General features: G+C 63.5%; 23 protein-coding genes. 11 read left to right on the top strand and 12 right to left on the bottom strand.

Features of this window, described 5'->3' with window-relative positions; all coding sequences use genetic code 11:
• Nucleotides 1–87: 87 nt before the first annotated feature.
• The 4 genes from AC50YA_RS13280 to AC50YA_RS13265 form a co-directional block, all read right to left on the bottom strand.
• On the bottom strand, nucleotides 88–873 hold the full coding sequence (locus AC50YA_RS13280; protein ID WP_494982737.1) for an ATP-binding cassette domain-containing protein: 786 nt from the start codon (nucleotides 871–873) through the stop codon (nucleotides 88–90).
• Entirely contained in the window at nucleotides 870–1,958 is a 1,089-nt protein-coding gene (locus AC50YA_RS13275) for an ABC transporter permease (protein WP_494982736.1), read from the bottom strand. The genes AC50YA_RS13280 and AC50YA_RS13275 overlap by 4 nt, the downstream gene beginning before the upstream one ends.
• Before the next feature lie 118 nt (nucleotides 1,959–2,076).
• Nucleotides 2,077–3,099, bottom strand: coding sequence for a substrate-binding domain-containing protein (locus AC50YA_RS13270; protein WP_104061664.1), 1,023 nt, complete (start codon nucleotides 3,097–3,099; stop codon nucleotides 2,077–2,079).
• A gap of 244 nt (nucleotides 3,100–3,343) precedes the next feature.
• Nucleotides 3,344–4,366, bottom strand: a complete 1,023-nt coding sequence (locus AC50YA_RS13265) for a LacI family DNA-binding transcriptional regulator (protein WP_494982735.1) — start codon at nucleotides 4,364–4,366, stop codon at nucleotides 3,344–3,346.
• Between the two features lie 174 nt (nucleotides 4,367–4,540).
• Here AC50YA_RS13265 and AC50YA_RS13260 point away from each other — a divergent pair, with 174 nt between their 5' ends.
• From AC50YA_RS13260 to AC50YA_RS13245, 4 genes are all read left to right on the top strand, one after another.
• Nucleotides 4,541–5,875 (top strand): cytochrome P450, encoded by a 1,335-nt coding sequence (locus AC50YA_RS13260; RefSeq protein ID WP_494982734.1) that lies wholly within the window; start codon nucleotides 4,541–4,543, stop codon nucleotides 5,873–5,875.
• A gap of 16 nt (nucleotides 5,876–5,891) precedes the next feature.
• Nucleotides 5,892–6,893 (top strand): NHL repeat-containing protein, encoded by a 1,002-nt coding sequence (locus AC50YA_RS13255; RefSeq protein WP_494982733.1) that lies wholly within the window; start codon nucleotides 5,892–5,894, stop codon nucleotides 6,891–6,893.
• 56 nt (nucleotides 6,894–6,949) lie between these two features.
• Nucleotides 6,950–7,942, top strand: coding sequence for a PDR/VanB family oxidoreductase (locus AC50YA_RS13250; RefSeq protein WP_494982732.1), 993 nt, complete (start codon nucleotides 6,950–6,952; stop codon nucleotides 7,940–7,942).
• 176 nt (nucleotides 7,943–8,118) lie between these two features.
• On the top strand, nucleotides 8,119–9,039 hold the full coding sequence (locus AC50YA_RS13245) for an alpha/beta fold hydrolase (protein WP_494982731.1): 921 nt from the start codon (nucleotides 8,119–8,121) through the stop codon (nucleotides 9,037–9,039).
• Between the two features lies 1 nt (nucleotide 9,040).
• Here the strand turns inward: AC50YA_RS13245 and AC50YA_RS13240 are convergent, their stop codons facing one another.
• The 3 genes from AC50YA_RS13240 to AC50YA_RS13230 all read right to left on the bottom strand — a co-directional run bounded on the left by AC50YA_RS13240 (nucleotide 9,041) and on the right by AC50YA_RS13230 (nucleotide 12,573).
• Nucleotides 9,041–9,859 carry a GOLPH3/VPS74 family protein gene (locus AC50YA_RS13240; protein WP_494982730.1) on the bottom strand — a complete coding sequence of 273 codons (819 nt, stop codon included), beginning with the start codon at nucleotides 9,857–9,859 and terminating at the stop codon, nucleotides 9,041–9,043.
• A gap of 151 nt (nucleotides 9,860–10,010) precedes the next feature.
• Entirely contained in the window at nucleotides 10,011–11,657 is a 1,647-nt protein-coding gene (locus AC50YA_RS13235; RefSeq protein ID WP_494982729.1) for a serine hydrolase, read from the bottom strand.
• Between the two features lie 136 nt (nucleotides 11,658–11,793).
• The gene (locus AC50YA_RS13230; RefSeq protein WP_494982832.1) at nucleotides 11,794–12,573 is read right to left on the bottom strand and encodes an SDR family NAD(P)-dependent oxidoreductase; all 780 of its coding nucleotides are present in this window, start codon (nucleotides 12,571–12,573) and stop codon (nucleotides 11,794–11,796) included.
• 68 nt (nucleotides 12,574–12,641) lie between these two features.
• On the opposite strand from AC50YA_RS13230, the gene AC50YA_RS13225 reads away from it, so the two are divergent.
• The gene (locus AC50YA_RS13225; protein WP_494982728.1) at nucleotides 12,642–13,256 is read left to right on the top strand and encodes a TetR/AcrR family transcriptional regulator; all 615 of its coding nucleotides are present in this window, start codon (nucleotides 12,642–12,644) and stop codon (nucleotides 13,254–13,256) included.
• Nucleotides 13,257–13,322: 66 nt separating this feature from the next.
• Here AC50YA_RS13225 and AC50YA_RS13220 read toward each other — a convergent pair whose 3' ends face one another.
• From AC50YA_RS13220 to AC50YA_RS13205, 4 genes are all read right to left on the bottom strand, one after another.
• Complete coding sequence (locus AC50YA_RS13220; protein ID WP_494982727.1) at nucleotides 13,323–14,363, bottom strand: hypothetical protein; 1,041 nt, start codon at nucleotides 14,361–14,363, stop codon at nucleotides 13,323–13,325.
• Between the two features lie 34 nt (nucleotides 14,364–14,397).
• The gene (locus AC50YA_RS13215; protein ID WP_494982726.1) at nucleotides 14,398–15,255 is read right to left on the bottom strand and encodes a phosphatidylinositol-specific phospholipase C/glycerophosphodiester phosphodiesterase family protein; all 858 of its coding nucleotides are present in this window, start codon (nucleotides 15,253–15,255) and stop codon (nucleotides 14,398–14,400) included.
• Between the two features lie 188 nt (nucleotides 15,256–15,443).
• Nucleotides 15,444–15,956, bottom strand: coding sequence for an OsmC family protein (locus AC50YA_RS13210; RefSeq protein WP_494982725.1), 513 nt, complete (start codon nucleotides 15,954–15,956; stop codon nucleotides 15,444–15,446).
• Between the two features lie 496 nt (nucleotides 15,957–16,452).
• Entirely contained in the window at nucleotides 16,453–17,214 is a 762-nt protein-coding gene (locus AC50YA_RS13205) for a FadR/GntR family transcriptional regulator (protein WP_494982724.1), read from the bottom strand.
• A gap of 207 nt (nucleotides 17,215–17,421) precedes the next feature.
• Here AC50YA_RS13205 and eat point away from each other — a divergent pair, with 207 nt between their 5' ends.
• The 5 genes from eat (at nucleotide 17,422) to AC50YA_RS13180 (ending at nucleotide 23,201) form a co-directional block, all read left to right on the top strand.
• Nucleotides 17,422–18,858, top strand: coding sequence for an ethanolamine permease (eat, locus tag AC50YA_RS13200; protein ID WP_494982723.1), 1,437 nt, complete (start codon nucleotides 17,422–17,424; stop codon nucleotides 18,856–18,858).
• 63 nt (nucleotides 18,859–18,921) lie between these two features.
• Complete coding sequence (locus AC50YA_RS13195; RefSeq protein ID WP_494982722.1) at nucleotides 18,922–20,304, top strand: glutamine synthetase family protein; 1,383 nt, start codon at nucleotides 18,922–18,924, stop codon at nucleotides 20,302–20,304.
• Complete coding sequence (locus AC50YA_RS13190) at nucleotides 20,285–21,046, top strand: gamma-glutamyl-gamma-aminobutyrate hydrolase family protein (protein WP_494982721.1); 762 nt, start codon at nucleotides 20,285–20,287, stop codon at nucleotides 21,044–21,046. Before AC50YA_RS13195 ends, AC50YA_RS13190 begins: the two co-directional genes overlap by 20 nt.
• Nucleotides 21,027–22,394 (top strand): aldehyde dehydrogenase family protein, encoded by a 1,368-nt coding sequence (locus AC50YA_RS13185; protein ID WP_494982720.1) that lies wholly within the window; start codon nucleotides 21,027–21,029, stop codon nucleotides 22,392–22,394. Before AC50YA_RS13190 ends, AC50YA_RS13185 begins: the two co-directional genes overlap by 20 nt.
• Before the next feature lie 27 nt (nucleotides 22,395–22,421).
• Nucleotides 22,422–23,201 carry a 3-oxoacyl-ACP reductase gene (locus AC50YA_RS13180; RefSeq protein WP_494982719.1) on the top strand — a complete coding sequence of 260 codons (780 nt, stop codon included), beginning with the start codon at nucleotides 22,422–22,424 and terminating at the stop codon, nucleotides 23,199–23,201.
• A 592-nt stretch (nucleotides 23,202–23,793) separates the two neighbouring features.
• On the opposite strand, the gene AC50YA_RS13175 is transcribed toward AC50YA_RS13180, so the two are convergent.
• Entirely contained in the window at nucleotides 23,794–24,969 is a 1,176-nt protein-coding gene (locus AC50YA_RS13175; RefSeq protein ID WP_494982718.1) for a sensor histidine kinase, read from the bottom strand.
• 200 nt (nucleotides 24,970–25,169) lie between these two features.
• On the opposite strand from AC50YA_RS13175, the gene AC50YA_RS13170 reads away from it, so the two are divergent.
• Nucleotides 25,170–25,493, top strand: a complete 324-nt coding sequence (locus AC50YA_RS13170) for a hypothetical protein (protein ID WP_494982717.1) — start codon at nucleotides 25,170–25,172, stop codon at nucleotides 25,491–25,493.
• The last annotated feature ends 110 nt before the right edge of the window (nucleotides 25,494–25,603 follow it).

The following is a 25,603-nucleotide window of genomic DNA, read 5'->3' as shown; positions in this document are numbered from 1 at the left end:
ACGGCCCTGCCGCCCCATGGGCAAGGCCGTCGCCGAGGAACCTCTTCCGAGGCGGGTGCCGGGTCTCGTGATCACCGGATTGTCCGGTCAGGCCGCGGTGGCGTTCTCACGGTATCGGCGGATGCCAAGTTCACCTTCGACGACGGCGGCTGTCAGTTCTTCGACGCTCGTGTCTTCGCGGCGAACGTCGAGGATCTTGCGCCCGTGGTTCATGACGATGTGCCGATCGCAGACTTCGAAGGCGTGGTGAAGGTTGTGGGTGACCAGCACGGAGCTGATTCCATCGGCCTTCAGTGCCCGCAGGTAGTCCAGCAATGCTTCCGTGGCGCGCACCGCGAGCGCGGAGGTCGGTTCGTCAAGGATCAGGAGGCTGCGCTTGAAGTGGACGGCCCGGGCAATGGCTACCGCTTGCGCCTGACCTCCGGACAGCGACAAGACAAGCTGCTTGGAGCTCTTGATGCCCTCAATGGTCACCACGGAGTCCAGGATTTCGGAGGTGATGGCATCCATCTCCTTGACCTTCATCAAACCAAGGCGGTTCGTGATCTCACGGCCCATAAAGATGTTGCGGCTAATCGACATCTGCGGGACCAGGGCCGAGTCCTGGAAGATCGTTTCGATGCCCAGGCTCTCGGTCAGGGCCCGGTTCACGTGCGGGTGCTTGGTGCCGTCCCAGGAGAAGTCGCCTGCGGTGGCCGCGACCACGCCCGACATGATCTTGACCAGGGTCGACTTACCGGCGCCGTTGTCGCCAAGGAGGCCCACAACCTCGCCTTTTCCGATATCGAAAGACACATCGTCCAAGACAGTGTTGACGCCGTACTTCTTGGTGATGCCCTCAATCCGGAGCAGGTAGTCCTCGTTGATGGTCATGATGCTTTGCCTTCCATGAGCTTGTTGAAGATAGCGGCGACCACGATGATCAGGCCGACGAAGAGCTGGATGTAGAAACCGGGCGCCTTGCCCAGGATCAGGCCGTTTTCGATGATGCGGATCAAGGCGGCGCCAACGATCATGCCGATGATGGTTCCCCGTCCTCCGAGGAGGGAGGTTCCGCCGACCACGGCAGCGGCAATCGCCATCAGGGTGTAATCCTCCGTGGAACCAGGCTGCATGGAGGAGGTCCGGACCGAGATCAGGATGCTGGCCAAGCCCACCATCGCTCCGAACAGGGCGTAGGAGAGGAGCTTGACCTTGAGCGGGTTGATGGAGATCGCCCTTGCGGCCGATGCGTTGCCGCCGACGGCGAAGATATGGTTGCCGAGCTTGTGGCGGTGCAGGAAGAACCACGCCACGACTCCCACCACGATCATCCAGAGCAACTGCGAGCGGAAGAAACCGAAATCGCCGGCGAAGAGGGTGACGAGTGCTTCGTCTTTGCCCTTGCGCAGCAGCGCCGGTGCCGTGCCGTTGATGAAGATGCTGGCGCCGGTCCAGAAAAACGCCATGCCAAGAGTCGCGATGAAGGACGGGATGCCTGTGATTACCACGATCAGTCCGTTGATCAGGGCAATACCGGTTGCCGCGGCGATTGCGGCCAGGACCCCCCAGCCCCAGCCGAACGAGTTGGAGACGTGAATGAACGTGATGGAAGAGAACCCGATACTCGCGCCCAGGGAGAGGTCGAATTCTCCGGCGATCATCAGGATCCCGACTCCGATGGCAAGGATGGCCAATACCGGAATGCTCTGGGAGATGACGCCCGAGAGGTTGTTGGCCGAAAGGAATGGGAAGGCGGGGCTGGCGATGCTGGCGATGACAAAGCCGATGATGACGACCGCCAGGATCGCGCCGATTTCGAGGGCTCCGCGGCCACGGGTGTAGCGGATGTAGTCCTTGAATTTCTCGGCTGTTGTGACGGGTTGGTTATCGGCAAGACGGCGTATTTTGGTGATGGCCCCTGTTTCCAACGGCGCCGTGAGGACGTGTTGGTCGGTGCCTGTGTCTTGTGGTGACATGACCTGAACTTTCGATGGCAGCGGCGTCGATGCCGCGGAATGGAAGAGGTGGGCACTGAGGCCCGGACGGGGGACGGGACGGGGGCGTTGCCGCCGCCCCGTCCCCCTTATGCCGCAGTTACCAGCGGACGCCCTGGAGGTCCGGCGCTTCGAGGTTTTCCACGTTTGTCTTGTCGATGAGGGAGACGCCGCCGGAGTTGATGTTTGCCGGTGCCAGGCCGAAGTCGATGGCAAGGGCGCTCTGCATCAGCGACTGGAATCCTTGGACGAAGCCCTGCTGGTCAGCCGTGGCGATGATGTCCCCGGCCTTGATGCCGTCGATAACCTGGGGGGAGGTGTCAAAGCCCACGATAGGAACCTTCACGCCGGCTGCCTCCATGGCAGCCAGGATGTTGCGGTGCGGGGTGCCTCCCAAGGGGGCCACGGCTTTAACGTCCTTGTTGGCGATGAGCCACGAGGTGAGGGAGTTCAGTGCTTCCTCATCGGAAGCGGAGGTCCGGAGGTACTCGCCCTTCGCCCCCACCTTGTCGAGCGCTTTCTGCACGCCGCCGCCGCGCTGGATGGCGTAGTTCTGCTCGGGCTCCTCGGCTGGGAAGAGGACCTTGTCGCCGGCGCCCAGCTTGGCCTCCGCAGCGAGACGCTCGCCAACGAGCGTGCCCACCTCGAAGAAGTCCTGGCCAACGAAACCGCTGACGCAGTCAGCGGCGCTCTCAGGTGCCGGAACGTTGTAGGCAACAACCTTGATGCCTGCCTTTGAGGCGTCGCACGCCACCTTGACCCACTTCTCGCCTTCGTTGAAAGGCATCACGATGACGGCGGGCTTGGACGCCGTGGCTGTTGCCACGAGGTCCACCATCTTGTCCGGATCGGCATCCGCGGTCTGGTGCGTCAGCTGCAGGCCGCCGAGAGTGGAGGCGTCTTCCGCTCCCTTGAGGATCTGGGCCCAGAATGCGTCGCCGGCAGGGTTGTAGTACGTCAGGAAGTAAACGCTGCGGTTTTCGGCGCGGCTGCCGAACTTGTCGGCCAGGCCGGTGGTTGATGATGCAGTGGACGTTGCGGTGCAGCCTGCCAGCGCCAGCGTAGCCACGCCCGCCATGGCAATTACGCCGAGTCCTCGCTTGAACGTAGAAATAGGTTTCACTTCGTCGTGTCCTTCTCATAGGTGCCGAAGCCTGCCTCCATCCAGAACTGATGCTCTTTGGGAGTGCCGATCTTCGACTTATTGTCAGGACATTCTTACGCCCAATTACTGGCACGTGCAAGACCTTTTCAATAAAAACTGTCTCGTGCCAGTTTTGTGACGCAGGGCACACGGTGTGATTGCGGATGCGGGCATACACCTCCCGCGTGAGAAGCTGCGCCGGGACGTCGACGTCAGCGCCGGCTCACCTGGGCTGCAGTTGCGCCTCTGACCGGGGCTGGCCGGTACTTCCCCGGATGACCAGCGTGGGAACGATCATGCGTTCCTGGGGCGTTGAATCCTGGTCTGACATCATTTGAACGGCGGCCTCAACGGCTGCCGTGCTCATTTCCGCGGGATCCTGGCGGACGCTCGTCAGGTCAAGGAACGACAGCCTGGCGATGCGGCTGTCATCGTAGCCCGTGACCGAAATATCCTCGGGCACCCGCAATCCGGCACGCAGAAGCCTATGGATCAGGCCCATGGCAGCGTGGTCGTTGGAGCAGACCACCGCGGTGGGCATGACAGGCTCCGCGAGAAGCGACTCGGCGGCACTGGCGCCGGATTCCTCGGTAAAGTCCCCGCCAATCTCCCGGACCTGCGAGGGCAGTCCGTGCCTGTCCATGGCTGTCACGTATCCCTGGTGGCGGGCAGCGAATTCAGGAAGTGAACGCGTCAGCACGTAGGCAATATCCCGGTGCCCGAGTTCCACCAAATGGTCCACGGCCGCCGCGATCCCCCGTTGCCCGTCTGACCTGACAGCACTGCAGACACCCTGCGGCAGAGGTCTGCCGATGCTGACCACCGGCAGCCTCTTTGCCAGTTTCCGCAGCTCGTTTACCGGCGTTTCCGCCGAAATCAGAATGACGGACTCGGTGCGGAACCCGAGCAGTTCCGTGATGGCATCCCGCTCGTCCCGCGTCGCCGTCAAAGCACCGAGAATCAGGTTGTAGCCACGCTCGTGGGCCGCCGCATAGAGGGCTTCAACAATGTCGTCCGCGGATGAGTGGGCGGGATTGAAGAGGACGCCGATGTAGTTGCTGCTCCGCCGGCGAAGTGACCGTGCTGCTATGTCCGGGCTGTATCCGAGCTCGGAAGCTGCCTCAAAGATGCGTTCCCGCGTCGAGGAACTGACGCCCGCCTCATTGCGGAAGGCGAGCCCCACAAGCTGCCGTGAAACGCCGACGCGAGTGGCGACGTCCATCATGGTCGGCCGTTTAGAGATCACTTGGACATCCTATACGCGGCGGGTGGACGGCCCTCCGCTGGGTTTGTCAGGACATCCCTTGACGAAAAACTGGCACGTGCTAGTCTTTAGGAAATCCCGCTCAGATCCCCCTTCCTCACACGGCTGAGGTCTCGTTCCCTCATCCACGCAAACCCACGAAAGCAGGACCTACCAATGTCGTTAGCCACTGATCCGAACACCACCGACATCCAGCAATGCCCTTTCAGCGGCGCCGCACTCGCTGGCGAAGAAGCACGCATGCCGGACCCGGCCGCGGCGACCAGGATTGGCGCGAATCCCGGCCCGGAGACTGATCCCGGCGTCTTCTACGATCCGCTCTCTTACGCCGCGTATGACCATCCCTATGAGCTGTACAAAATCCTGCGGGACAAGGCGCCGGTCTACTACAACGAGCGCCGCGACCTTTATGTCGTCTCGCGTTACGCCGATGTCCAGGCAGGCCTGCGAAACCACGAGCAGCTCTCCAGCGCCCTGGGCAACGACATGGACGGTACCCATGCTTCCTATGGGGCGGGCAACCTGATCATGGTTGATGCTCCCCGGCATACCTCTCTGCGATCGGCCGTCCGTCGCGTCTTTGTCGGTCGCGAGATACTGGCCAAGGAAGACGGCATCAGGGAACTGGCCCGCCACCTGATCACGGAACTCCGTGAGAACGGGGGTGGTGATTTTGCCACCGAGGTGGCGCTTCCGTTGGCCATCGGTGCGGCGACGAAAATGATTGGCATGGCCGTTGAGGACAGCGGAGTGCTGCAGGAGCATCTCCTGCGCTCCATGGTGCGGACGGTCGGCGAGTTCGGCGTGCCGGACGACGCCGCCATCTCCAATCAGGAAGCCGAAGAGCACATCGCGGAAGTGTTTGGGAAGCGGAGCGAAGAGGTCGAGGCCGGCGGCACCGCCACAGGGTCGGAGGCCATCACACAGATCATCCTCGGGATGCACGCCGGCAAGGTGGAGCCGGATGAACAGGTGGGCCTCGCCCATCTGATCCTGTCGGCAGCTATCGACGCCCCCGCCGCCCTCCTCACCAACCTCGTGGCCACCCTCGACAAGTTCCCGGCCTTCCAGCGCCGCCTCGCCGAGGACCCGGCCGCCATTCCCGCCTTTGTGGAGGAGACACTCCGTTTCGACACCCCCGGCCAGAACCTCTGCCGGCAGACCACCGCCGAGATCACCATCGCCGGCGTGACCATACCGGCGGACTCCCGTGTGATGTTCCTGCTGGGCTCCGCCAACCGGGACGACCGGGTCTTCCAGAACCCGGACTTCTTTGATATCAGCCGCGAGCTGACGCCGGAGAACCGCATCATGACCTTCGGCGACGGTATCCACGCCTGCCTGGGCGCACCCCTAGCCCGGCTTGCCGGACGCGTCCTCGTGGAGACTCTCATCGAAGGCCCTGAGATCCGCGTCGTCGGATTGCCCGAGCGCTGGGCAAAGCAAATGGTCCGCGGCTTCGCAACGCTTCCGGTGAAGTTCGTTGACTGAGCGCAACGCAGCGGTCGTGAACATGCACCAGTCAAGCCTGAGCAATGACGAGGTCAACGTCTGGGAGGACCTCTCCGGCCTCCTGCCAGAGTCACGCGGCTGGATGCACTCCGGTGTCGCCGTCCTCAGCGACGGCAGAATTCTCTGCGCCCACCCGGAAGGCCGCGACCTATTGGTTATCGACCCTTCAGGTGGCGCCGAAACCATACCAACGTCCCTGACCGAAATGCACAGCATTTTCACCTGCGACCGTGACGGCGAGGAAGTCATCGCCGTGGCCGATCCCGGGCACCGCTTCGTCGAGGATCCCGCCGACACGTCGGCCTACACCGATCACTTCTCGCCGGGGCGCGCAGTGATCCTGAACCGGGACGGAAGCGTCCTCCTCGAACTGGAATGCCCGCCACTGCCTGAATACGCCACGGAGCAATGGCGCCCGACGTCGATCGCCGTCGACGACTCCCGATACACCGGTAGCGGGGACATCTGGGTAGCCGACGGGTACGGCGCCAGCCTGGTGCACCGCTTCGATGCCTCCGGCCGCTACCTCGAAACGCGGGACGGCGCAGAAACGGGCACCCCCTTCGCCTGCCCCCACGGGATACTGCTGCGGACTGACCACGGGCACCTCGAAATCTACGTGGCGGACCGCACCAACCGCCGAATCGTAGTCATGGACCGGAACGGAATGCAGTCGCGGATCCTGGGCGAAGGACTCCTGGACAGCCCGTCCTCGCTCGTTCTCGTGGAGGACCGGATCTACGTCACCGAACTCTTCGGCGGAGTCGCGAGGTTCGACGGCGATGCATTCACCCGCGTCCTGGAACGGGCCCGGCCCCGGTCGAACGAGGACGATGCCTGGCCCAACCGCCGCACTCCCGAGGGCCTGGACGGACCGGTTGTGGACCCGGGGTTCTTCAACAGCCCCCACGGAATCGCTGCCGACGGTCACTGGCTCTACGTCACCGAGTGGTTCATCGGCGGGCGGCTCAGCCGCCTGTCACTCGCGCAGTACTAGAACACACTTCCCCTCACCGCATCCCACGCGACGACTTTCAGATTGAGAGCAGGACCATGAGCACAACAGAGACCATCTCCGGGCCGATTTCGGACCTCACCCTCGAAGAGGCCTATTTCGTTGCCCGCGTCGCGGCGAAGACACACGCAGCCGACGACGTCGTACTCCTCACCCTCCAGCACCAGGACGGCGAAGACCTTCCGCCGTGGCGACCCGGCGCCCACATTGACCTGGTTCTTTCGAACGGCCTGACGCGGCAGTACTCCCTCTGCGGCGATCCGACAGATCGGAGCAGCTACGTCGTTGGTGTCCTCAATGCGCCCAACAGCCGAGGCGGCTCGCAGTACGTTCACGAGTCGCTGGCTGCCGGCGATTCGGTGACTGTCCGCGGTCCGCGGAACCACTTCCGGCTGGTCGATGCCCCCAGCTACCTGTTCGTCGCCGGTGGTATCGGAATCACCCCCATTGCCGCGATGATCCGTGAAGTACAGGAGCAGGGTAAGCCCTGGACCCTCGTCTACGGAGGCCGGACACTTTCCTCCATGGCCTTCCGGGATGAGCTAACCGCTCACGGCACCCGAACCACGCTGTGGCCCCAGGACCAGAAGGGCATCATCGATCTGCCCACCGCCCTGGGCTCCCCGGACAGCCACACGGCCGTCTACACCTGCGGTCCGGAACCGCTCCTGGCCGCCGTCGAGGCAATCTGTGCCGAGAAATGGCCCTCCGGGTCCCTGCACCTGGAACGGTTCACGGCAAAGAAGGTGGACACCACGCAAGATGTGGCGTTCGAAATCGAACTGGCAACGAGCGGCGTGCGGCTGACCGTCCCGGCGGATAAGTCCGTCCTGCGTGTTCTCGAAGAAGCCGGCACACGCATCCTTTCCTCCTGCGGCGAAGGGACCTGCGGCACCTGCGAAACCACGGTCATCGAGGGAACTATCGACCACCGCGACTCCGTCCTCACCCACGAAGAAAAAGCCGAGAACAGCTGCATGATGGTCTGCGTCTCCCGCGCCATGTGCCCCGTTCTGGTGCTGGACCTCTAACCTTCCTGCCGCCCAGTTACGGACGACGGCGGGACCGCCCGCCGTCGTCCGCTTCCGTTTGTTGCCGAAACCAGGCAGCTGTAGTCTGCACATCCGGTCCGGTCCGGTGACGCCACGGCTCCGAATCCTTAGTAGAGATCAACAGCGTTAGTAGAGATCAACAGAGGAAGGCGGGCATGAGCGTTCGGCGGGAGTCCGCGACGTGGGCGGCCACGCTGCTGCGGCACGTCATTGCAACCGAGCTGGGCCCGTGCACTGTGCGTGTCCAACAGGGCACCGGAAGTGGGTCTCCGGCGTCCGGCACAGCGGAGGTGTACCTTCACGGCGCCGCGGGATCCTGGACCACCTTCCGGCCGCTGCTTTCCGAGGCATCGCCCCGCGATCGTGTCCTGATTGATCTGCCGGGCTGGGGTGAATCCACGAAAGGTGCCCGGCTGGAACACTTCGGCATCGAGGCGATGGCACGCGCCGTCACCGAGGTCCTGAACGTGCTCGGTTACCCGCGGTGGAACCTCGTGGGCCACTCCATGGGAGGCTTCCTGGCTTTGCATATTGCGGCGGCGTGGCCGGAGCGCACCGCCAGCGTCGCCGCCATTTCGGCCACGACCTTCGGCGTGTCTGAGGCCGCCCGCGAGCCACTGCGCAGCCTGTCCCGGTTCCCGGCGTTTGTCGGCATGAGGCTGCTCATGCGCTCACTGGCCGCCCTCGGTCCGGCGGGGCCGGCACTGGCCCATGCCGTTGGAGCCACACCGCTGATGGGACCTCTGATGGCGCCGTTCTTCGCAGATCCCGCAGGCATATCCGCGGGGGTGATCCGCGGACTCGGCGATGACGCCCGTCCGGCCAGCTTCTCCGCGGCTGCCCGGGCAGTGGCGCACTACGATTTTGGCCAGTGGCGCGGCATCCGCTGCCCCGTGCTGGCGACCCGCGGGGACACTGATGTGTTCACGTCTCCCTCCGATCTGGACCGGCTGGCCGCCACAGTTCCGAACGTACAGTCCGTGACCATCCCGCGTTGCGGCCACTTCGCCAACGTCGAGCAGCCGGAGCACGTGCAGCAACTGCTTGAGGACCTGTGGTCACTGACAAGGAGTTGAATCACAAATTTGCGGCTTCTTGCTCCGCCAGTCTGATCATACGAAGTTCGTCCTCCACTGCGCGGGACGGCCAATAGTCCTTCGACAGCTCAGTTGCCCGGGTTAGATCTGCTGCCGGGAAGAGCTTGCCGAGCAGTCCGGCCGCCTGAAGCAGGGCGATCAGCACTATGGTCCTGGCCTCGGGTGCCTTGGAATCAGGCTTGGAATCAGGCGCCCGGGCACCAGGCACGTTGGCACCAGGTTTGGTGGAATCGGACGGCGCGGCATCAGGCGGCCCCGTATCAGCCGGCCCGGCATCAGTCGTCCCGGCTTCGGTCGCCGTGGCCTCAGGCGCCGTGGCATCAGGCGCCTCGAGATCGGACGGCGCACCGCTGAGTGCGGCCTGGATCTTTTCCAGGAGCGCCGCCTCCGGAGCATGGTCCTTCTCCGGGTACCGCACGGCCCGGAACCGGCCGAGATGCTTTTCACCGACATGTTCCACGATGCCCAGTGACGCCATCCCCTCGTAGACGCGCTGCACTCCGGCGCGGCTCTCCAGCATTCCCACCCATCCCTTGGGAGAGTGGGGCCGGGATTTGCCACGGATGAGTTCCAGCTCGCGCTGGAACTCCGATTCCGGGGCGGTGCCGGTAGCTTTGACGCGCTTCCCCTGCAGCTCGATCGCGCCGATCATGTCCAGCTCGGCCAATATTGCACCTGCCACAGTGGTCCTGAGTGCGAACACCGGCACTTCGCGCTTGCCGTTCATGTCGTTCGTTGCCAGAAGGAGGAAGGCCTGGGGAAGGTTCAGCTCCGCCGCCTTCGGTGTTTCAGCGTCCATACGAACATGGTGGCCCTGTTGGGCGCCCACCACAATGAGGAATTGCCGGAGGCAGGAGCGGACGACGGCAGGACGTCCCGCCGTCGTCCGCTTGCGTTGGGTGCCGCTCCCCTACAGCGCCGACCAGCCGCCGTCGGACGCGAGGCTAGCCTCAAGAGGCCCGCTTGAATGTCCCCAGCCCGGTCCTGTCGTAGAAGTCCAGGGTGACGTTGGGCGAGGAGCCGCTGCTTGCTCCTGCAAACAGTGCCCCGGCCAGGCCGTTGGCGTTCTCTCCGATGGATTCGAAGCTGAACGTGTCGCCGTCAAAGTGAGTCAGCGGGAAAGTCGTGGGACTGCCGGGCGGTCCCATTCTCATGGCCAGTTTCCCGCCCTCTTCCAAGACCACAAGCTGGCCGTAGTAGGAGTTGTCATAGGTGCCGGTGTAGGCACTGTTTGTCCTGGCAGGAGAGGGAGAAGGCGGAGTCTTGGTGTAGTCGACCTCAGGCTTCTCGGACTCGTCAATTTGTTTGAATGCGCCAGCGGTGAATGCCAGCCAATCGACCGTGGGCGATCGGTGCTGGGCTGCATCCAGAAAGCCAGCGGCGATTGCTTCAGGAATCCCCTGCGGGCGCCCGTTGGTCAGGGCCACAATGGCCAGTTGTTCACCGGGAAGCATGGAGACGGCGGTGGCTGCGCCAAGATTAAATGCCCCGGAGTGTCCCAGTTGGACACGGGCCTGGTCGTCGAAGGAGACGTTCCAGCCCAGCCCGTAGAAACGGGAGCGGGCAGCCGAAGCCGACGCCGGCCCGGAGACTGCATGGGGCACGTGGGTTGTTTGGAGGGCCGCCGGATCAATGACGGGTTTGCCCTCGTAACTGCCGTTTCCGAGCTGCAGCCGGAGCCATTGCGCCAGGTCCCGCACCGACGAACTCGCGCCGCCGGCCGGAGCCTCGGAATCGGCGTTGCGGCGGTATTTCGCCGCCCACTCCTTATTCCCGAGCGGCACATGAAGGGTGGCCTTGTCCGTGGCTCGCTCATAGTCCGAGTGACGGTAACTGCTGGCGGACATGCCCAGCTTCCGGAACAGGATCTCCTCGGCCAGATCTTCCCACGTCATTTTCATCGCATCGGCTGCTGCCTGGCCGGCTTCCGTGTAGCCGAAATTGCTGTAGTTGTAGCTGGCCCGGAACGTATCCAGGGGCTCCTGATGGAGGTGGCCGAGGATGTACGACCGATCGAATCCGAGGTCCTCCAGCAGATCACCCGAACCCGTTTTCAGCCCACTGCGGTGTGACATCAGATCGGCAAAGCTCGCATTCCGCGTGACGTAGTCATCCTTGAGCGCGAAGCTCTTGTTATGTTGAATGAGGGCGTCGGCCCAGTGGATGACCTGCCGCCCCACCAACCCTGCCACCACTGTGGACGCCAGGGGCTTGGACACAGAAGCCACCTGGAACACCGTGTCAGGACCGACCTCCTCGGGCTTTCCGACCTCCCGGACGCCAAAGCCCTTGGAGTACACCACCTCGTCCCGGTACACCACGGCTACGGCCATCCCGGGCAGCCCGGTGCTCTCCATGGCATCCCGGATCAATCCGTCGAGGTTGGCCAAGGCATTTGTGACTTTCGGCCGGTCCAGCAGCGGTTCGACCTGTCTCGGCGGGGCCGGGAGCAGTGACGCCGACGCCGATGACGCAGGCTGTGCGGATTCGCCGGTGCAGGAGGACAGGAAGGGGACAGCGGCAACACCGGCCACCCCAATCCCGGCCGCCTTCAGCAACGTACGTCGGTTCGGGGAAATAGAACCGGTGCTGTCCATGGACTCTCCCTTGAACCGTCAGGCGGTGAACGCTCCGGTCCGTGCCGGCCGTCCCGTTTCCCTCTATAGTGAACCGCGCCCTGCAGCCAGGCAATGGATGCTGGGGAAGTCGGGGGGGACGTTGCGTGCCACTCCCCTACAGGGCCGACCAGCCGCCGTCGGAGGCGAGGATGGCGCCGTTGATGTTGGTGCCGTCGTCGCTGAGCAGGAACGTGATGGACGCTGCGAGCTGCGCGGCGGTGGCGGGCGTGGGGACGGTGGCCTGCATCAGCGGGCCGAGGCGTTCGGCCGCGAGCTGGGATCCCCAGTTGGCCACGATGCCGGTGATGGTGGGGCCGGGTGCCACGGCGTTGAAGCGAAGTCCCTTGGGCCCGTACATCACTGCGGAGTTCTTGGTCAGGCCGACGACGGCGTGCTTGGACGCGGTGTAGGCGGCGCCGGCGGCGGACCCGCGCAGTCCGGCCTCGGAGGCGACGTTGACCACGGAACCGGTGCCGGCGTCGAGCATCAGCGGCACCACGGCGCGGGTGAGGCGCATGAGGGCGGTGACGTTGATCCGGAAGACGCGGTCCCAGAGGTCGTCGTCCACCTCGTGGATGGGGGCAAAGTTGTCCATGATGCCGGCGACGTTCGCCAGGGCATCGACCCGTCCGCTGGCGGCCGCGACGACGGCGGCCACGGTCTCCTCCGTGGAGATGTCGCCCGCGACGGGGACCAGGTCCAGGCCCGCGTTCTCAGTTACGAGGTCGTCCAGGCGCTCCTTGCTGATGTCGGCGGCGATGACGCGGCCGCCTTCCTTGGCGATGCGCAGGGCGGTGGCCTGGCCGATGCCGGAGGCGGCTCCGGTGACGATGACGGTCTTGCCGGCGAACCGGCCGGTGGTGGTGGCTTCCTGCCATGAAGCTTCGTTGCCCATGATGTCCTTCCAGACGTTGACGGAGATGATGCCAACCACCTTATGACACCTTGTGTCATTATGTAAGGGTGAATACTGATGGGATGCCTTCGGATGCTTTGAAGACCGCCGTTCCGCGCTCCACCGGGCGCCCGGTGACGATTGATCCCGACGCCGTGGCCGCCATTGCGCTGCGTCTGTTCGCCGAGCGCGGCTACGAGCAAACCTCCATGGAGGACATCGCCCGCGAGGCGGGAATCGGGCGCAAGAGCCTGTACCGCTACTTCTCCAGCAAGGCGGAGCTCATCTGGGGCGGCATGGAGCCGGTGGTCGAGGCTTCCGGCCGGGTACTGGATTCAGCCCGCGTTAGGGGCGCGTCCGACGGCGGTGTCCTGGCGGGGCTGCGCGAGGCGGCTATCGCCGGGGTGACGGTGATTCCGGACCTGGCGGTCACGCGCGGGCGGCTGCGGCTGATCGCCGTGCATCCCGAGCTGGCCAGCCGGAGCTACGAGTCACTGGCGCCGCAGCGCGAGCGCGCGCGAGCGTACTTTGTTTCGGCAGGTGTCGACGAGGATGTGGCGGGGTATCTGTGCGCCGCATTCATGGCCGCTACATTCGAGGCCTGGATGCGGTGGGCCGCGGGGACGGATCCGGATCCCGTGCCCTATCTGGTGGCGGCCGTCGGGGTGCTGCGCCTGCCGTAGCACCCCCGCTTAAACTCAAGCGGACGACGGCGGGACCTCCCGCCGTCGTCCGCTTCCGTCTAGTGCCTACTGGCTGAAGGGGACCTTTTCCCAGCTCAGGACACCTCCGACGTCGCTGCTGTTACCGGCCACGGTGAACCTGACGTAGTTGGTGGCGTTGGCCGATCCGTCCACGGTGATGCGCTGCAGGTCATCCGCGGCGGGCTGGCCGTAGACCTCCAGCCATGGTGAGCCTCCCGCCAGCGGCTGGTTCTCGGCAAAGACGTGGCTGTCGCCGTTGATGAGATAGACCGGGCGGTCAAAGCGGTTGGTCTCTTCAATGATGGCCGCAACGATCTCCCGGAACCCGGAGACTGTTTCCGGGTTGGCAGTGGCGGCGGCGAGAAGTGAGGGATCAAACATGTCGGCCTGCGTCATCAGCACCACAGCGCGGTCGTTGCGACGCTCGGCGTCAGTGAACGTGGCATGTATCTGGTCCAGGACGGCATCCGTCCGGTGCTCAACTTCGGCCAGCTGCTCGGGCGTGGGTGTGGTTTCGCCCAGGCCGCTCCATGGAAGCAGGGAGTTGTTGCTGCCTTGGACGTTCACCACCGAGAAGGCCACGCGGTTCTGGGTGAAGCGGACATTCTCCGGAAGCCCAAGCTTCTCCTGGGTCTTGACCGGCATGGTTGCGCCCAGGGTCTTGCCGGGCTTGTCAAAGAAGACTTCCCGCAGCTTGTCCAGCCGTTCCAGCGGGTTGTAGGCGCCGTTGTTGGTTCGGTGGCAGTCCACCCACTCGTTGTCGCCGGGGGTGAAGACCAGCGGGTGCTCGAAGGTGTCGAACTGCGAGCGGATGTAGGCGAAGTACTCGTCAGAGCAGACCGAGGAGCCGTTCTTGATATCGCCCACGTGGGTGACGAACTTCAGCGCGCTATCGGCGTTGATGTCCTGGATGCGGGACGGGAACTTGGCGATTTCGGCATCGCCGTAGGGGATATCGCCGAGGACCCCAAAGGTGAACGCCTGGCTGTCGGAGGTGTTGTTGGCTGCGATTGCGGGCTGGGACGCAAGGAGGCCGAGCGCCAGGACGGCCGCCGCCGTCGTCGTTTTCAAGGTCTTGGAAGGCATGGTGGTGTTCCCTTGTCTGCTGAGTGGGGGCGGCTTAGAGCGTGCGGGTAGCGAGGAACTGTTCCAGCGCCTCGAGATCGTCGGTATTGATGTGGTCCACGCCAGCGTCGAAGAGTTCGTTCCAGACAGCTTCGCGTGCGGCGCCGGGCTGGTCAGGGGTGGCCCAGAAGCGGACCCGGTAGCCCTTGGCGTGCGCGTCGGCCACGAATGCCTGGAGCTTGGTGCGTTCGGCCTCGGGCATGGGGCCCACACCCTGCCAGGTGAAGAGCTTGGTCCAGTTGTCGCTGACCAGCGGCATCAGCCCGGCAGGCATCCCGGAGGTGAGGTCGGCGGATCGTCCGTCGTAGAAGCCGAACCGCTTTTCCTGTGCCTGCATGGTGGCCAGGGGGCGGTTTCCGCTGATGACGGCGGTGACGGGCCCGGTTTTGGTGGTGCCGTTGCTGTAGCGGCTCATGATTTCCCGGTGCTCGGCCAGTTCCTGCTCGATGGCGGCGTAGGTGGCCTCCCCTTCACTCTTGATGTCGATCAGGAGCTGCAGGCTGCCGTCCCAGTGGGGGTACACGCTGTGGCCCTGGTTCCGCACCAGCTCGTCCAGCGGATCGAGGTAGAGGCTCTCGAGCGTTACTCCCGGCTTGGCGTCCTCGAGGTCGTGTGCCACCAGAAGTTCGCCGTCCACCAGCCACACGTCTGCCTCAACGCTGGTGAATCCGTGCTCCAGGGCATCGAACAGGGGACGGTCGTGCTCATAGTCGTTGTGCGCATGGGCTGCGGCCAGCGGCTGTCCGAGGACCACGGACGCCGGCGCTTTGGCGGGATTTGCGGCCGGCGGGGCGGCGATTCCGGTCAGGGAGGTGAGGGCTACAAGGGCTGTGACGGCGCTTTTCAGGAACACGGGGTTCTCCTTGGTACAGCAGGGTCGATTCATATCCCAGGCGATGGGGGCGCTGGGTGGCGGTGCGTGAAAAGACTTCCTGCTGCGGAAGAACGGGCATGGTCCCAGTGGTTTCGGGACGGTGAACAGGAGGCGTCGTTAGGGACGGCAGGTACGACGGCGGCGCCTCCCGCCGTCGTCTATTTTGCTCAGGCTACGCGGACGTCCAGCTCCACAGGAACGGGACGCCGAACCGCATCGTCAACAGGGCAATGTTTCAGCCCCCACATGACAATTTCCCGTACGGATTCTTCGTCCTGGGCGGATTCCGCTCTGACGGTGACTCGCATGCTGATGGGGCCGGCAGGGACTTCGTCTGCGACGCCCAGGATGCCTCGGTCATCGGATTCGCCGTCGACATCGACTTCCAAACCGGACAAATCCACCCCTTGTTCGGCCGCGCGCATCACGATCAGCGTGGCTGCACACGAAGCATACGCAGCACGGAAGAGCCACCCCGGCGAGGGCCCTGAAGCCGTTCCGCCGACCCCCGTCACCATGTCTGTGACGAGGGATGAACCATCGGGACCCGTTACGCGAACCCGGAGCCCGTCCTCCACGACGGCGGAAGCCACGGAGTCGCGGTATCGGGCCTCGTCAGGGTGGGCGGACAGATACGCCTTGGCTGACGTGATCGCCTCCGCCATTCGTGAGTTGCTCATCTGTGCTGTCCTCCGCACGTGGGTTTCAGTTGGCCGCTGTCTCTGCGCGCGTAGCATTCCGGCCGGTCGCGTGCGGCGCCAGGGTGCTCTAATGCTGGCCCCTCTGGGGCGGGCAGGCAAGGGAAGAAGCGCATCTCGGCCGTTTGCCCTATGGCGCCGCTCCTCAGAGCACCGGGCAAAGGTGCGGGCCACCTGAAGCAGTTGTACGACTCGGAAGCCATGCGCCCAACACGGTCAGCGCACGAATCCAGGTTGTTACCCGCCGTTTCCGGCCCGCACCGCAGCCTTTAGCTAGCCATTTCCCCTTCTATTTTCGTCGGCGAGATCGTCTACGCCTCCCGGGCGCAGGTGGATACCTGCCTTGTCGAAGCCTTCCTCAAGAACGTGGCTTACGTCATGTCAATAACCGGGTTGCGACAGGCGGCCACACGACGGCGGGACCTCACGATGTCGTCAGCTACCCGCCGTAAACAAGTCCAGCTGAAGGCCTGTCAGCTCAGGGCTTCGATGCAGTCGATCGCGGCGAAAGATCTGCCTGGGAAGATCCGAGGAATCCATGTAGCAGCGATGCTGTTCCCTGCAGATGATCTTGCGCCGCCTTAAAAGCTTCCTCATCGTCGCCCCGGAGTATGGCGTCCACGATTTCCTGGTGCTGCCGGTTGGAATGTTCCAGGTTGGGCTGGAGAAGAGGTATCCGGTCCAACAGGTCACTCACCTTTGAGCGGACATCCGCCACCGCAAGGGCAAGACTTGGCGATCCAACCACTTCTGCGATAGCCACATGGAACCTTGCGTCCTTCGGCCGGTACAGATTCGCAGGTGCACCGGCCACCTCGGCCAAGGTCCTCAGCAGGTGGCTGCGCTGGGCAGGGGATAACGTCGCCCTGGCAGCCAAGGACGCGGCTGCCGGTTCGAGTACGCTGCGAAAGATAAGAACGTCTTCTACCTCGGCCGGATCGAGTTCCGGGTAGGACCCCGCCCCTGCAGCTGGCCGGCTGCACACGTACGTTCCTCCATAGCGGCCGCGCTGAGCCTCGACGTATCCGGCCTTCTGCAGCTCGGCTAAAGCATCCCGCAGGGTAGCGCGCGATACGCCCAGCATCTCGGCAAGTTCCCGTTCAGCTGGCAGTTTGGTCCCTACGCCAAAAAGACCGAGTTTGATGTTCTGGAGCAAGCGTTCGATCGTTTCCTCGAAGGCGTTACCGTGCCGGACGGGGCGGAGAATCGGGGCGGGACTTCCGAGTAGTTCCTCTTCCATGCCTTTATCATAATCGGTCCAAAAACAGGCCTATGACAGGGGATCATTGGACCGAGAAAAACCGCCGCACCGGCCGGAAGCAAGGTTGAACCGAGAAAAAGTTCACCGACATCAAGGACCCCCTTGACCGTGCGCGTGATCTGTCACACACTGTAACGAGCTTATGGTCTTATTTCATACCAATACCCTTGGACGAAGGGAATTACAGTGCCATCCTCTGATTCAGCCCAGCTTACCGACGACAATCGATATCTCCAGCACCGGCAACTGAAACGCGGGGCCGCGGGGTGGATCCTGCTTGCCGGACTCGGAGTTGCTTATGTCATCTCCGGCGACTTCGCAGGGTGGAACCTCGGCCTCGCCCAAGGCGGCTGGGGCGGTCTCCTCCTCGCATTTGTTCTCATGGGCGTCATGTACACCTGCATGGCTTTCGGACTCGCCGAGCTATCCTCGGCGCTTCCTGCCACAGGCGCCGGATATGGCTTCGCCCGTCGCGCGCTGGGCCCCTTGGGCGGATTCGCCACCGGAATGGCCGTGCTCATTGAATACGCCGTTGCGCCAGCTGCGATAGCCATCTTCATTGGCGGCTACGTTGAAGCGCTGGGACTCTTTGGCCTGACCAACTCTTGGCCGGTGTATCTGGTGACCTACGCTGTTTTTGTGGGCATCCATCTCCGCGGAGTGGGAGAGGCTCTCAAGATGATCTTCGGCATCACCGCAGTCGCCGTCGTCGCCCTGGCCGCCGTAGTCGTGGGCCTGATCCCACATTTTAACGCCCAGAACCTCTTTGATATAGTCCCTGACGGCTCGCCCACCTCGAGCGCTTTTCTTCCGATGGGAATCAGCGGCGCCGTCGGTGCGCTCGTGTATGGCATCTGGTTCTTCCTTGCAGTCGAAGGGGTTCCCCTGGCCGCGGAGGAGACGGCCAATCCGAAGAAGGACATGCCGCGGGGCATCATGGTCGCTGTTGTGATCCTGGTCGTCTTCGGGGCCCTGATGCTCGTACTCGTTCCGGGCGCCGCAGGGTCAGCGGCAATGAGTGAATCCGATAACCCCCTCCCGGAAGCCCTGCGTCTGGCGTACGGTGGCAACACTTTCCTGGCAGACTTCGTCAACTATGCTGGCCTCGCCGGGCTCGTAGCCAGCTTCTTCTCCATCATTTATGCCTATTCCCGCCAGCTCTTCGCGCTGTCCCGGGCAGGGTATCTTCCCAAATGGCTGTCCCTGACAGGCAAACGCCGGACCCCTTATTGGGCACTGATCGTCCCTGGCTCAATCGGCTTTTTGCTGGCAGCAATAACCGGTGACGGCGCACTCCTGATCAACATCGCCGTCTTTGGTGCAACAGTCTCCTATGTGCTCCTGAACCTCTCGCACATTGTGCTGAGGAGGAAGGAACCGGACCTGCCCCGCGGTTACCGGACACCCGGAGGGGTCGTCACCACCTCAATCGCGCTGGTTCTTGCTGCGGTCGCGGTCGTCGCAACATTTGTGGTCGACGTATTCGCCGCATCCATAACAGCTGCAATCTTCGGCGTAGCGCTCCTCTACTACTGGTTCTACAGCCGGCACCGCATCGTTGCAGGCGCTCCCGAAGAGGAATTCGCGCAGTTGGCTGCAGCCGAGGCCGAACTCAAAAGCTGACACGCGTCCCGTCACGGTCCCAAACATCGCCCTCATAAATACGATCAAAGTTACGGAAATCAAATGACGAATCAAACATCCAGTACGTCCGCGCAAGGCCAACTCGGCGTCGATGAGCTGAGGGACCTGGTCGCTTCCGGTGACATCGACACCGTTGTCGTTGCCATCACCGATTCGATGGGACGCCTGCAGGGTAAACGCTGCGGGGCAAGGTCCTTCCTCGAAGACGTGCTGGGGCACGGGGCCGAAGGCTGCAACTACCTACTCAGCGTGGATGTGGAGATGAACACCATTGACGGGTACTCCATGTCCTCGTGGGCGAACGGCTATGGAGACATGGTGATGCGGCCCGACGTCTCCACCCTGCGCCGGGTGCCGTGGCTGGAAGGCACTGCCATGATCCAGTGCGACATCTTCTGGCTGGACGGCCGCCCCGTCTCCCAGTCCCCACGCCAGATCCTGCGCGCGCAGATCGAACGCCTGGAAGCCTTGGGATACCGCGCCCATATCGGCACCGAGCTCGAATTCATCATGTTTGACGACAGCTACGAAGAAGCATGGGACAAGAAATACGAGGGACTCACCCCCTCAACCCGCTACAACGTGGACTACTCCCTCCTGGCCACGGCAAGACTGGAACCGGTCATCCGAAGCATTCGAACGGGCATGGAAAAGGCGGGCCTGGTCGTTGAATCTTCCAAGGGCGAATGCAACCTGGGCCAGCAAGAAATCACGTTCCGATACGCAGAAGCGCTTACTGCGTGCGACAACCACGTTTTCTACAAAAACGGGGCCAAGGAAATCGCCGCACAACAGGGCAAGAGCATTACGTTCATGGCGAAGTACAACGAACGTGAAGGCAGTTCCTGCCATATCCACTTCAGCTTGACCGACCTGGACGGCAATCCGGTCCTGGCCGGGGATAGCGAGCATGGCTTCAGCCCTGTCATGGAGCACTTCATCGCAGGCCAACTCGCCGGGCTGAAGGAGCTGGCCTACTTCGTCGCCCCGAACATCAATTCCTACAAACGCTTCGTAGAAGGCAGCTTCGCTCCCACAGCCATCGCCTGGGGGCTGGACAACCGCAGTTGTGCACTGCGCATCGTCGGCCGCGGTCCCAGCCTTCGGGTGGAAAACCGCGTTGGAGGCGGGGACGTCAACCCTTATCTCGCAGCCGCCGCGCTTATCGCCGCCGCCATCCACGGTATCGAGAATGAGCTCCCCCTCGAACCGATCATGACCGGGAACGCCTACCAGTCCGACGCAGATCGTATACCCACCAACCTGCGGGACTCCCGTGCGCTGCTGACCAACAGCGAGATTGCACGCAAATCCTTCGGCGATGAAGTAGTGGACCACTATGTCTTCGCAGCAGATGTCGAGCTGAAAGCTTTTGACAGCGCCGTAACGGACTGGGAGCGCAAGCGTGTCTTTGAACGGCTCTGATAGCTACCGCCCACGGATCGGGCTGACAACCTACTTTCAGAAGGCTTCCTGGGGCGTTTGGACAGCGGATGCGGCAGTTCTGCCGGGAACCTACGTCCAGGCGGTCGTCGCTGCCGGCGGCACTCCTGTCCTGTTGCCGCCCGTCGGAACTGACCCATCGATCGTGGAGGTGCTGGACGGACTGATCATCTCCGGAGGCAGCGACGTGGGCCCGGAACAGTACGGGGCACAGCCCCACCGGCTCACCCGTGCCCAACCGGCCAGGGACGTGCACGATATCGCCCTGACCCAGGCAGCTTTGGACGCCGAAGTCCCCCTTTTCGCCATCTGCCGGGGAGCCCAGATCCTCAATGTCGCCATGGGCGGGTCGCTGATTCAGCACATCCCCGATGTGAACCCGGAGGCGGACTACCAACCGGCGCCGGGTGTATTCGGCAACGTGGAGTTCACGACGGCGCCCGGCAGCATCAGCCGGCATCTGCTGGGACCATCGGCCAGCGCACCCTGCTACCACCACCAGGCCATGGACCGGATCGCTGACGGTCTTTCCGTCACGGCGGCGGCGGCCGACGGCACGGTGGAAGCCCTCGAAACGACAACGGGCGGATGGGCACTAGGGGTCCAATTCCACCCGGAACAGAATCGCAACGATCTCCGGCTTTTCAATGGGTTCATTGAGGCTGCAACCAACTACCGCAAAAATCGAACGGAGAGCTCCGGCAATGTCCACCAGCACGTTTGACGTACTGAATCCGGCAACGGAAGAGGTAATCGAGACCATAACCCTTGCAACACTTGAGGACACTGACAGGGCAATCGAAAAAGCTGTCCAGGCATTCGAGACCTGGCGCCATGTTGCCCCTGCAGACCGGGCTCTCCTGCTGCGCAGGTTTGCTGCGGCAGTAGACGCCGACCTGGAAAATCTTGCCCAGCTGGAGGTACGCAACGCCGGGCACACCATCGGTAATGCCCGATGGGAAGCAGGGAATGTCCGCGATGTCCTGACGTACTACTCCGCAGCCCCCGAGCGGCACCTTGGCCAGCAGATTCCAGTAGCTGGAGGGGTCAACGTCACCTTCAACGAACCCCTCGGGGTCGTTGGAGTAATCGTCCCGTGGAACTTCCCCATGCCCATTGCCGCGTGGGGCTTCGCCCCCGCCCTTGCCGCTGGCAACACTGTCGTTCTGAAACCGGCGGAACTGACTCCCATGACTGCCATCCGGCTCGGACAGCTGGCAAGGGAGGCAGGCCTGCCCGAAGGAGTCCTGCAGATCATCCCGGGCAAGGGCTCAGTCGTCGGGGAACGATTCGTGACCCATCCTGCAGTGCGGAAGGTTGTCTTCACCGGTTCAACCGGCGTCGGTAAGCGGATCATGGCCGGCTGCGCTGAGCAGGTCAAGCCCGTGACCCTGGAACTGGGCGGCAAGAGCGCCAACATCATCTTCGCGGATTCGGACCTCGAAGCCGCTGCTGCAGCAGCACCCGGAGGCGCTTTTGACAACGCCGGGCAGGACTGCTGCTCCCGCTCCAGAATCCTGGTCCAGGACAGCGTCTATGAAAAATTCCTCGAGCTCCTGGAACCCGTAGTGAAAGCCCTGCGGGTCGGCGACCCCGGCGACGAGGCTTCGTTCATGGGGCCGCTGATTTCCGCAGCCCAACACCGCACAGTCTCCGGCTTCGTCCCGGACGGCTCATCTGTGGCTTTCCAGGGATCCGCGCCGGATGGCAAGGGGTTTTGGTTCCCCCCCACCGTTCTTACGCCCTCCCGCGAGGACAGGGTAATGCATGAGGAGATTTTCGGCCCCGTCGTGGCAGTCGTTCCCTTCAAGGACGAAGCCGACGCACTCCGCCTGGCGAATGACTCGATCTACGGCCTGTCAGGATCCATCTGGACACGGGACATCGGTCAGGCGCTGAGGATGGCCCGAGGACTCGAGTCGGGAAACCTTTCAGTCAACTCCCACTCCTCGGTGCGCTACTCCACACCCTTTGGCGGATTCAAGCAGTCAGGACTCGGACGGGAACTCGGCCCGGACGCCCTGAACGCGTTCACCGAAACAAAAAACGTCTTCATCTCCACCAACCCATAAACGTCCTCACCACAAAAGGAAGAAAAAATGATTGAAGTAATTTCCAACCGCCTCAAGGGACGCAGCGCTGTCATCACCGGCGGCGCCAGCGGGATCGGGCTCGCCACAGCTCGCCGCTTCGCCGCAGAAGGGGCTCATGTAGTCATCGCAGATCTGGACGCAACCGCTGGGCAGCGGGCTGCCGACGAGGTCGGCGGCCTCTATGTGAAGGTGGATGTCACCAGCGAAGAGGAAGTGAAGAACCTCTACGCCGTGACCCACGAAACCTATGGAAGCGTTGACATCACCTTTAACAACGCGGGAATCTCGCCGGCAGACGATGCCTCAATCATCGATACAGGAATCGATGCGTGGCGCAGGGTCCAGGAAGTGAACCTGACCTCCGTTTTCTACTGCTGCAAATACGCCCTCCCTTACATGCAGGCGCAAGGGAAGGGCTCAATCATCAATACTGCGTCGTTCGTTGCGGTCATGGGTGCTGCCACTTCTCAGATCTCCTACAGCGCATCCAAGGGCGGAGTGCTGGCCATGAGCCGGGAACTCGGCGTCGAATTCGCCCGACAGGGAATCCGGGTCAACGCACTCTGCCCAGGACCCGTCAACACGCCCCTGCTGAAGGAACTCTTCGCCAAGGATCCCGAGAAGGCAGCCCGCCGCCTTGTTCACGTTCCCTTGGGCCGATTCGCTGAACCAGAAGAGCTGGCAGCAGCAGTCGCCTTCCTGGCCAGCGATGACTCATCCTTCATCACCGCCTCGACCTTCCTGGTCGATGGCGGCATCGCAGGCGCTTACGTAACACCTGAGTGACAATTGGGTCTTTGGATGACAGCGCTCTGGCGCGGCGTGACCATTGAGGACTAGCCGGTTACGGTTCCAGGACGGTCGAGCAGACCGCTGCACTGCAGTAACTTGAACGGACGACGGCGGGACTTCCCGCCGTCGTCCGCTTGCGTTTAGTGCCGCTCCCCTACTGCTCAGGCGCTGGGCTTTGTCCTCCACCGCACGGGCTGGCCAGAAGTTCTTGGCCAGCTCATCTGCCCGGACTCTGTCTGCGTCCGGGAAGAGCTGGCCGAACAGTCCGGCCGCGTGAAGCAGGGCAATCAGCGCTAGGGTCCTGGCATCGTGTGTCTTGGCATGAGGCTTGGCCGGAGCGGGCGTCCCGGGAGCGCGCGCCGTGGAATCAGGCGCCTCGGGATCGGACGGCGTGGAAATGTTCCACCATGCCCAGTGACCCCATCCCCTCGTAGACACGCTGGACTTCGGCGCGACCCTCCAGCATGGAGACCCACCCCTTGGGAGTGTGGGGCCCGGATTTGCCACGGATGAGTTCGAGCTCGTGCTGGAAATCCGTTTGCCGCTTTTCCTCCGGAAGGGACCGTTCAGCGGGCTTATCCCTGCGTTACGGCGCCCCGAGGTAAACGCTGACGGTGGTCCCGCCGCTGGGGCTGGGAGAGATCTCCAGCCGTCCCCCGTGGGCGGCAGCGATCCTGGCACACGTGGCCAGGCCCAGCCCCGTGCCGGAAGGGTCGCCTTCCCGGTGCAGGCGGACCAGCGGTTCAATCACCCGGCGCCGGTCCCCCGCACCGATTCCCTTGCCGTTGTCCTCCACCCGCACCACGACGCCGGCTCCGGCTTCCTGCCCGGTGACGCTGATAACCGGGGGAACTTCCGGACGGCGGTACGCCACCGCGTTCTGGATCAGGTTCTGCAGTGCCACCCTCATCTGGCTTTCGTCAGCGTCGAAATCAAAGTCCTCGCACTGCACCACCGCACCGGCTTCCCGCAGGCCCAGGCTCAGGTCATCGGCGACTTCCTTCACCAGGCTTGCCAGCGACAGCCGGGACCTGGACAGCGAACCGCCGATGGACGCGAACTCAAGCAGCTCCTCCACCATGGACAGCATCCTCCGCGCACTGCTGCCCACGATTTCCAGGTACTCTGCGCCCTCCCCTGTCTGGCCCGATTCTGCGTCCGTGGCACCCAGCTCGACGTAGCCCAGGATGGAGGTCAGCGGATTGCGGAGGTCATGGCTGACCCGGCCGGTGAATTCAGCGAGCCGTTCATTGCTGCCCTTGGCTTCATCCAGGGCGTCGGCCAGGGCACCATGGAGTGCGGTGACCCGCCGGGCAGCCAGCAGGCGGGTGTGCAGGACGAAGGGGTCCAACGGCTTGCTCACGTAGTCGTCCGCCCCGGCCCGCATGCCTTCCAGCACGTCCTCTTGGGCGCCATGCGAGGTCAGCAGTACAACGTACGTATAGGAGCTTGTTTCGGCGGCCCGGATCGCCCGGCACAGGGCAAACCCGTCGAGCCCGGGCATCATCAGGTCGCTGACCACCACCTGGGGACGCCGCTCCAGGTAAAGCTGCCACGCCGTGTCGCCGTCCGCGGCCACAATGCATTTATGCCCGGATTTCTCGACGGCGGCTTTCGCCACGAGCAGGGACCCTTCGTCGTCGTCGACAACCAGCACCGTCATGGCGGCCCCGGAGTTGCCCGGCAGTCCGGAAATCTTCGCGGCGTCCACGTCGGGGCGGTCCAGCCCGCCCGGCGCACTCCACTTCGAATCAACTGTCACGAGGCCCCCAGGCCATTTGTCGTCACGAAGCCAGCCCACAGTCGGTCCGCTTGACCTATCGTCCCACGGACCACGCTGGCTGGGATCGAACGACCAGCCGCCATCGGACGCAAGGATGGCGCGCCAATTCCAGGGCGCCCGCACCGATCAGCGGGCATAAGCTGATATCAGCACGTCTCTTCCAGCGCCGGGAGGTCATCATGGACACTGAAACCGCCGATGTGATCGGCCATGATGTCACCACCATCGTCTGCGTGTGCGGCAACACCGTCAGCAAGGACGGGTTGATTCAGGCCAACTCGGATGGCGTCCCCGTCCACAACGGAGAGAACACCCCGGTCCCTGCGGAGCTGGCGGAATGGCCTGCGGATGAGGACCTCTACACCCTGTGTCCCTCATGCGGCCGGGTGTACCGTGACTCGGTCATCGAGGAGACGGGGACCGCGCCCGTTGCTTTCCGGGTGGACGTCGCCGCCGGCCCCATGGCCGAGGCCATCCGGGTCCACTGGAACCTCAGCACCTAGGCCCAATGCCGTTCACTTAGCAGGGGTGTGTTAATCTTTCGGCATGGCGCGTAGTGGATGGGTGACCCCGGTGGGTCCGGAGCGGTTGAGCGATCATGTCTCTTTGGGTG

It is taken from the genome of Pseudarthrobacter sp. RHLT3-21, from assembly GCF_059383495.1.
The sequence above is the reverse complement of the archived record's forward strand: the minus strand, read 5'-3'. Positions and strand labels throughout refer to the sequence as shown.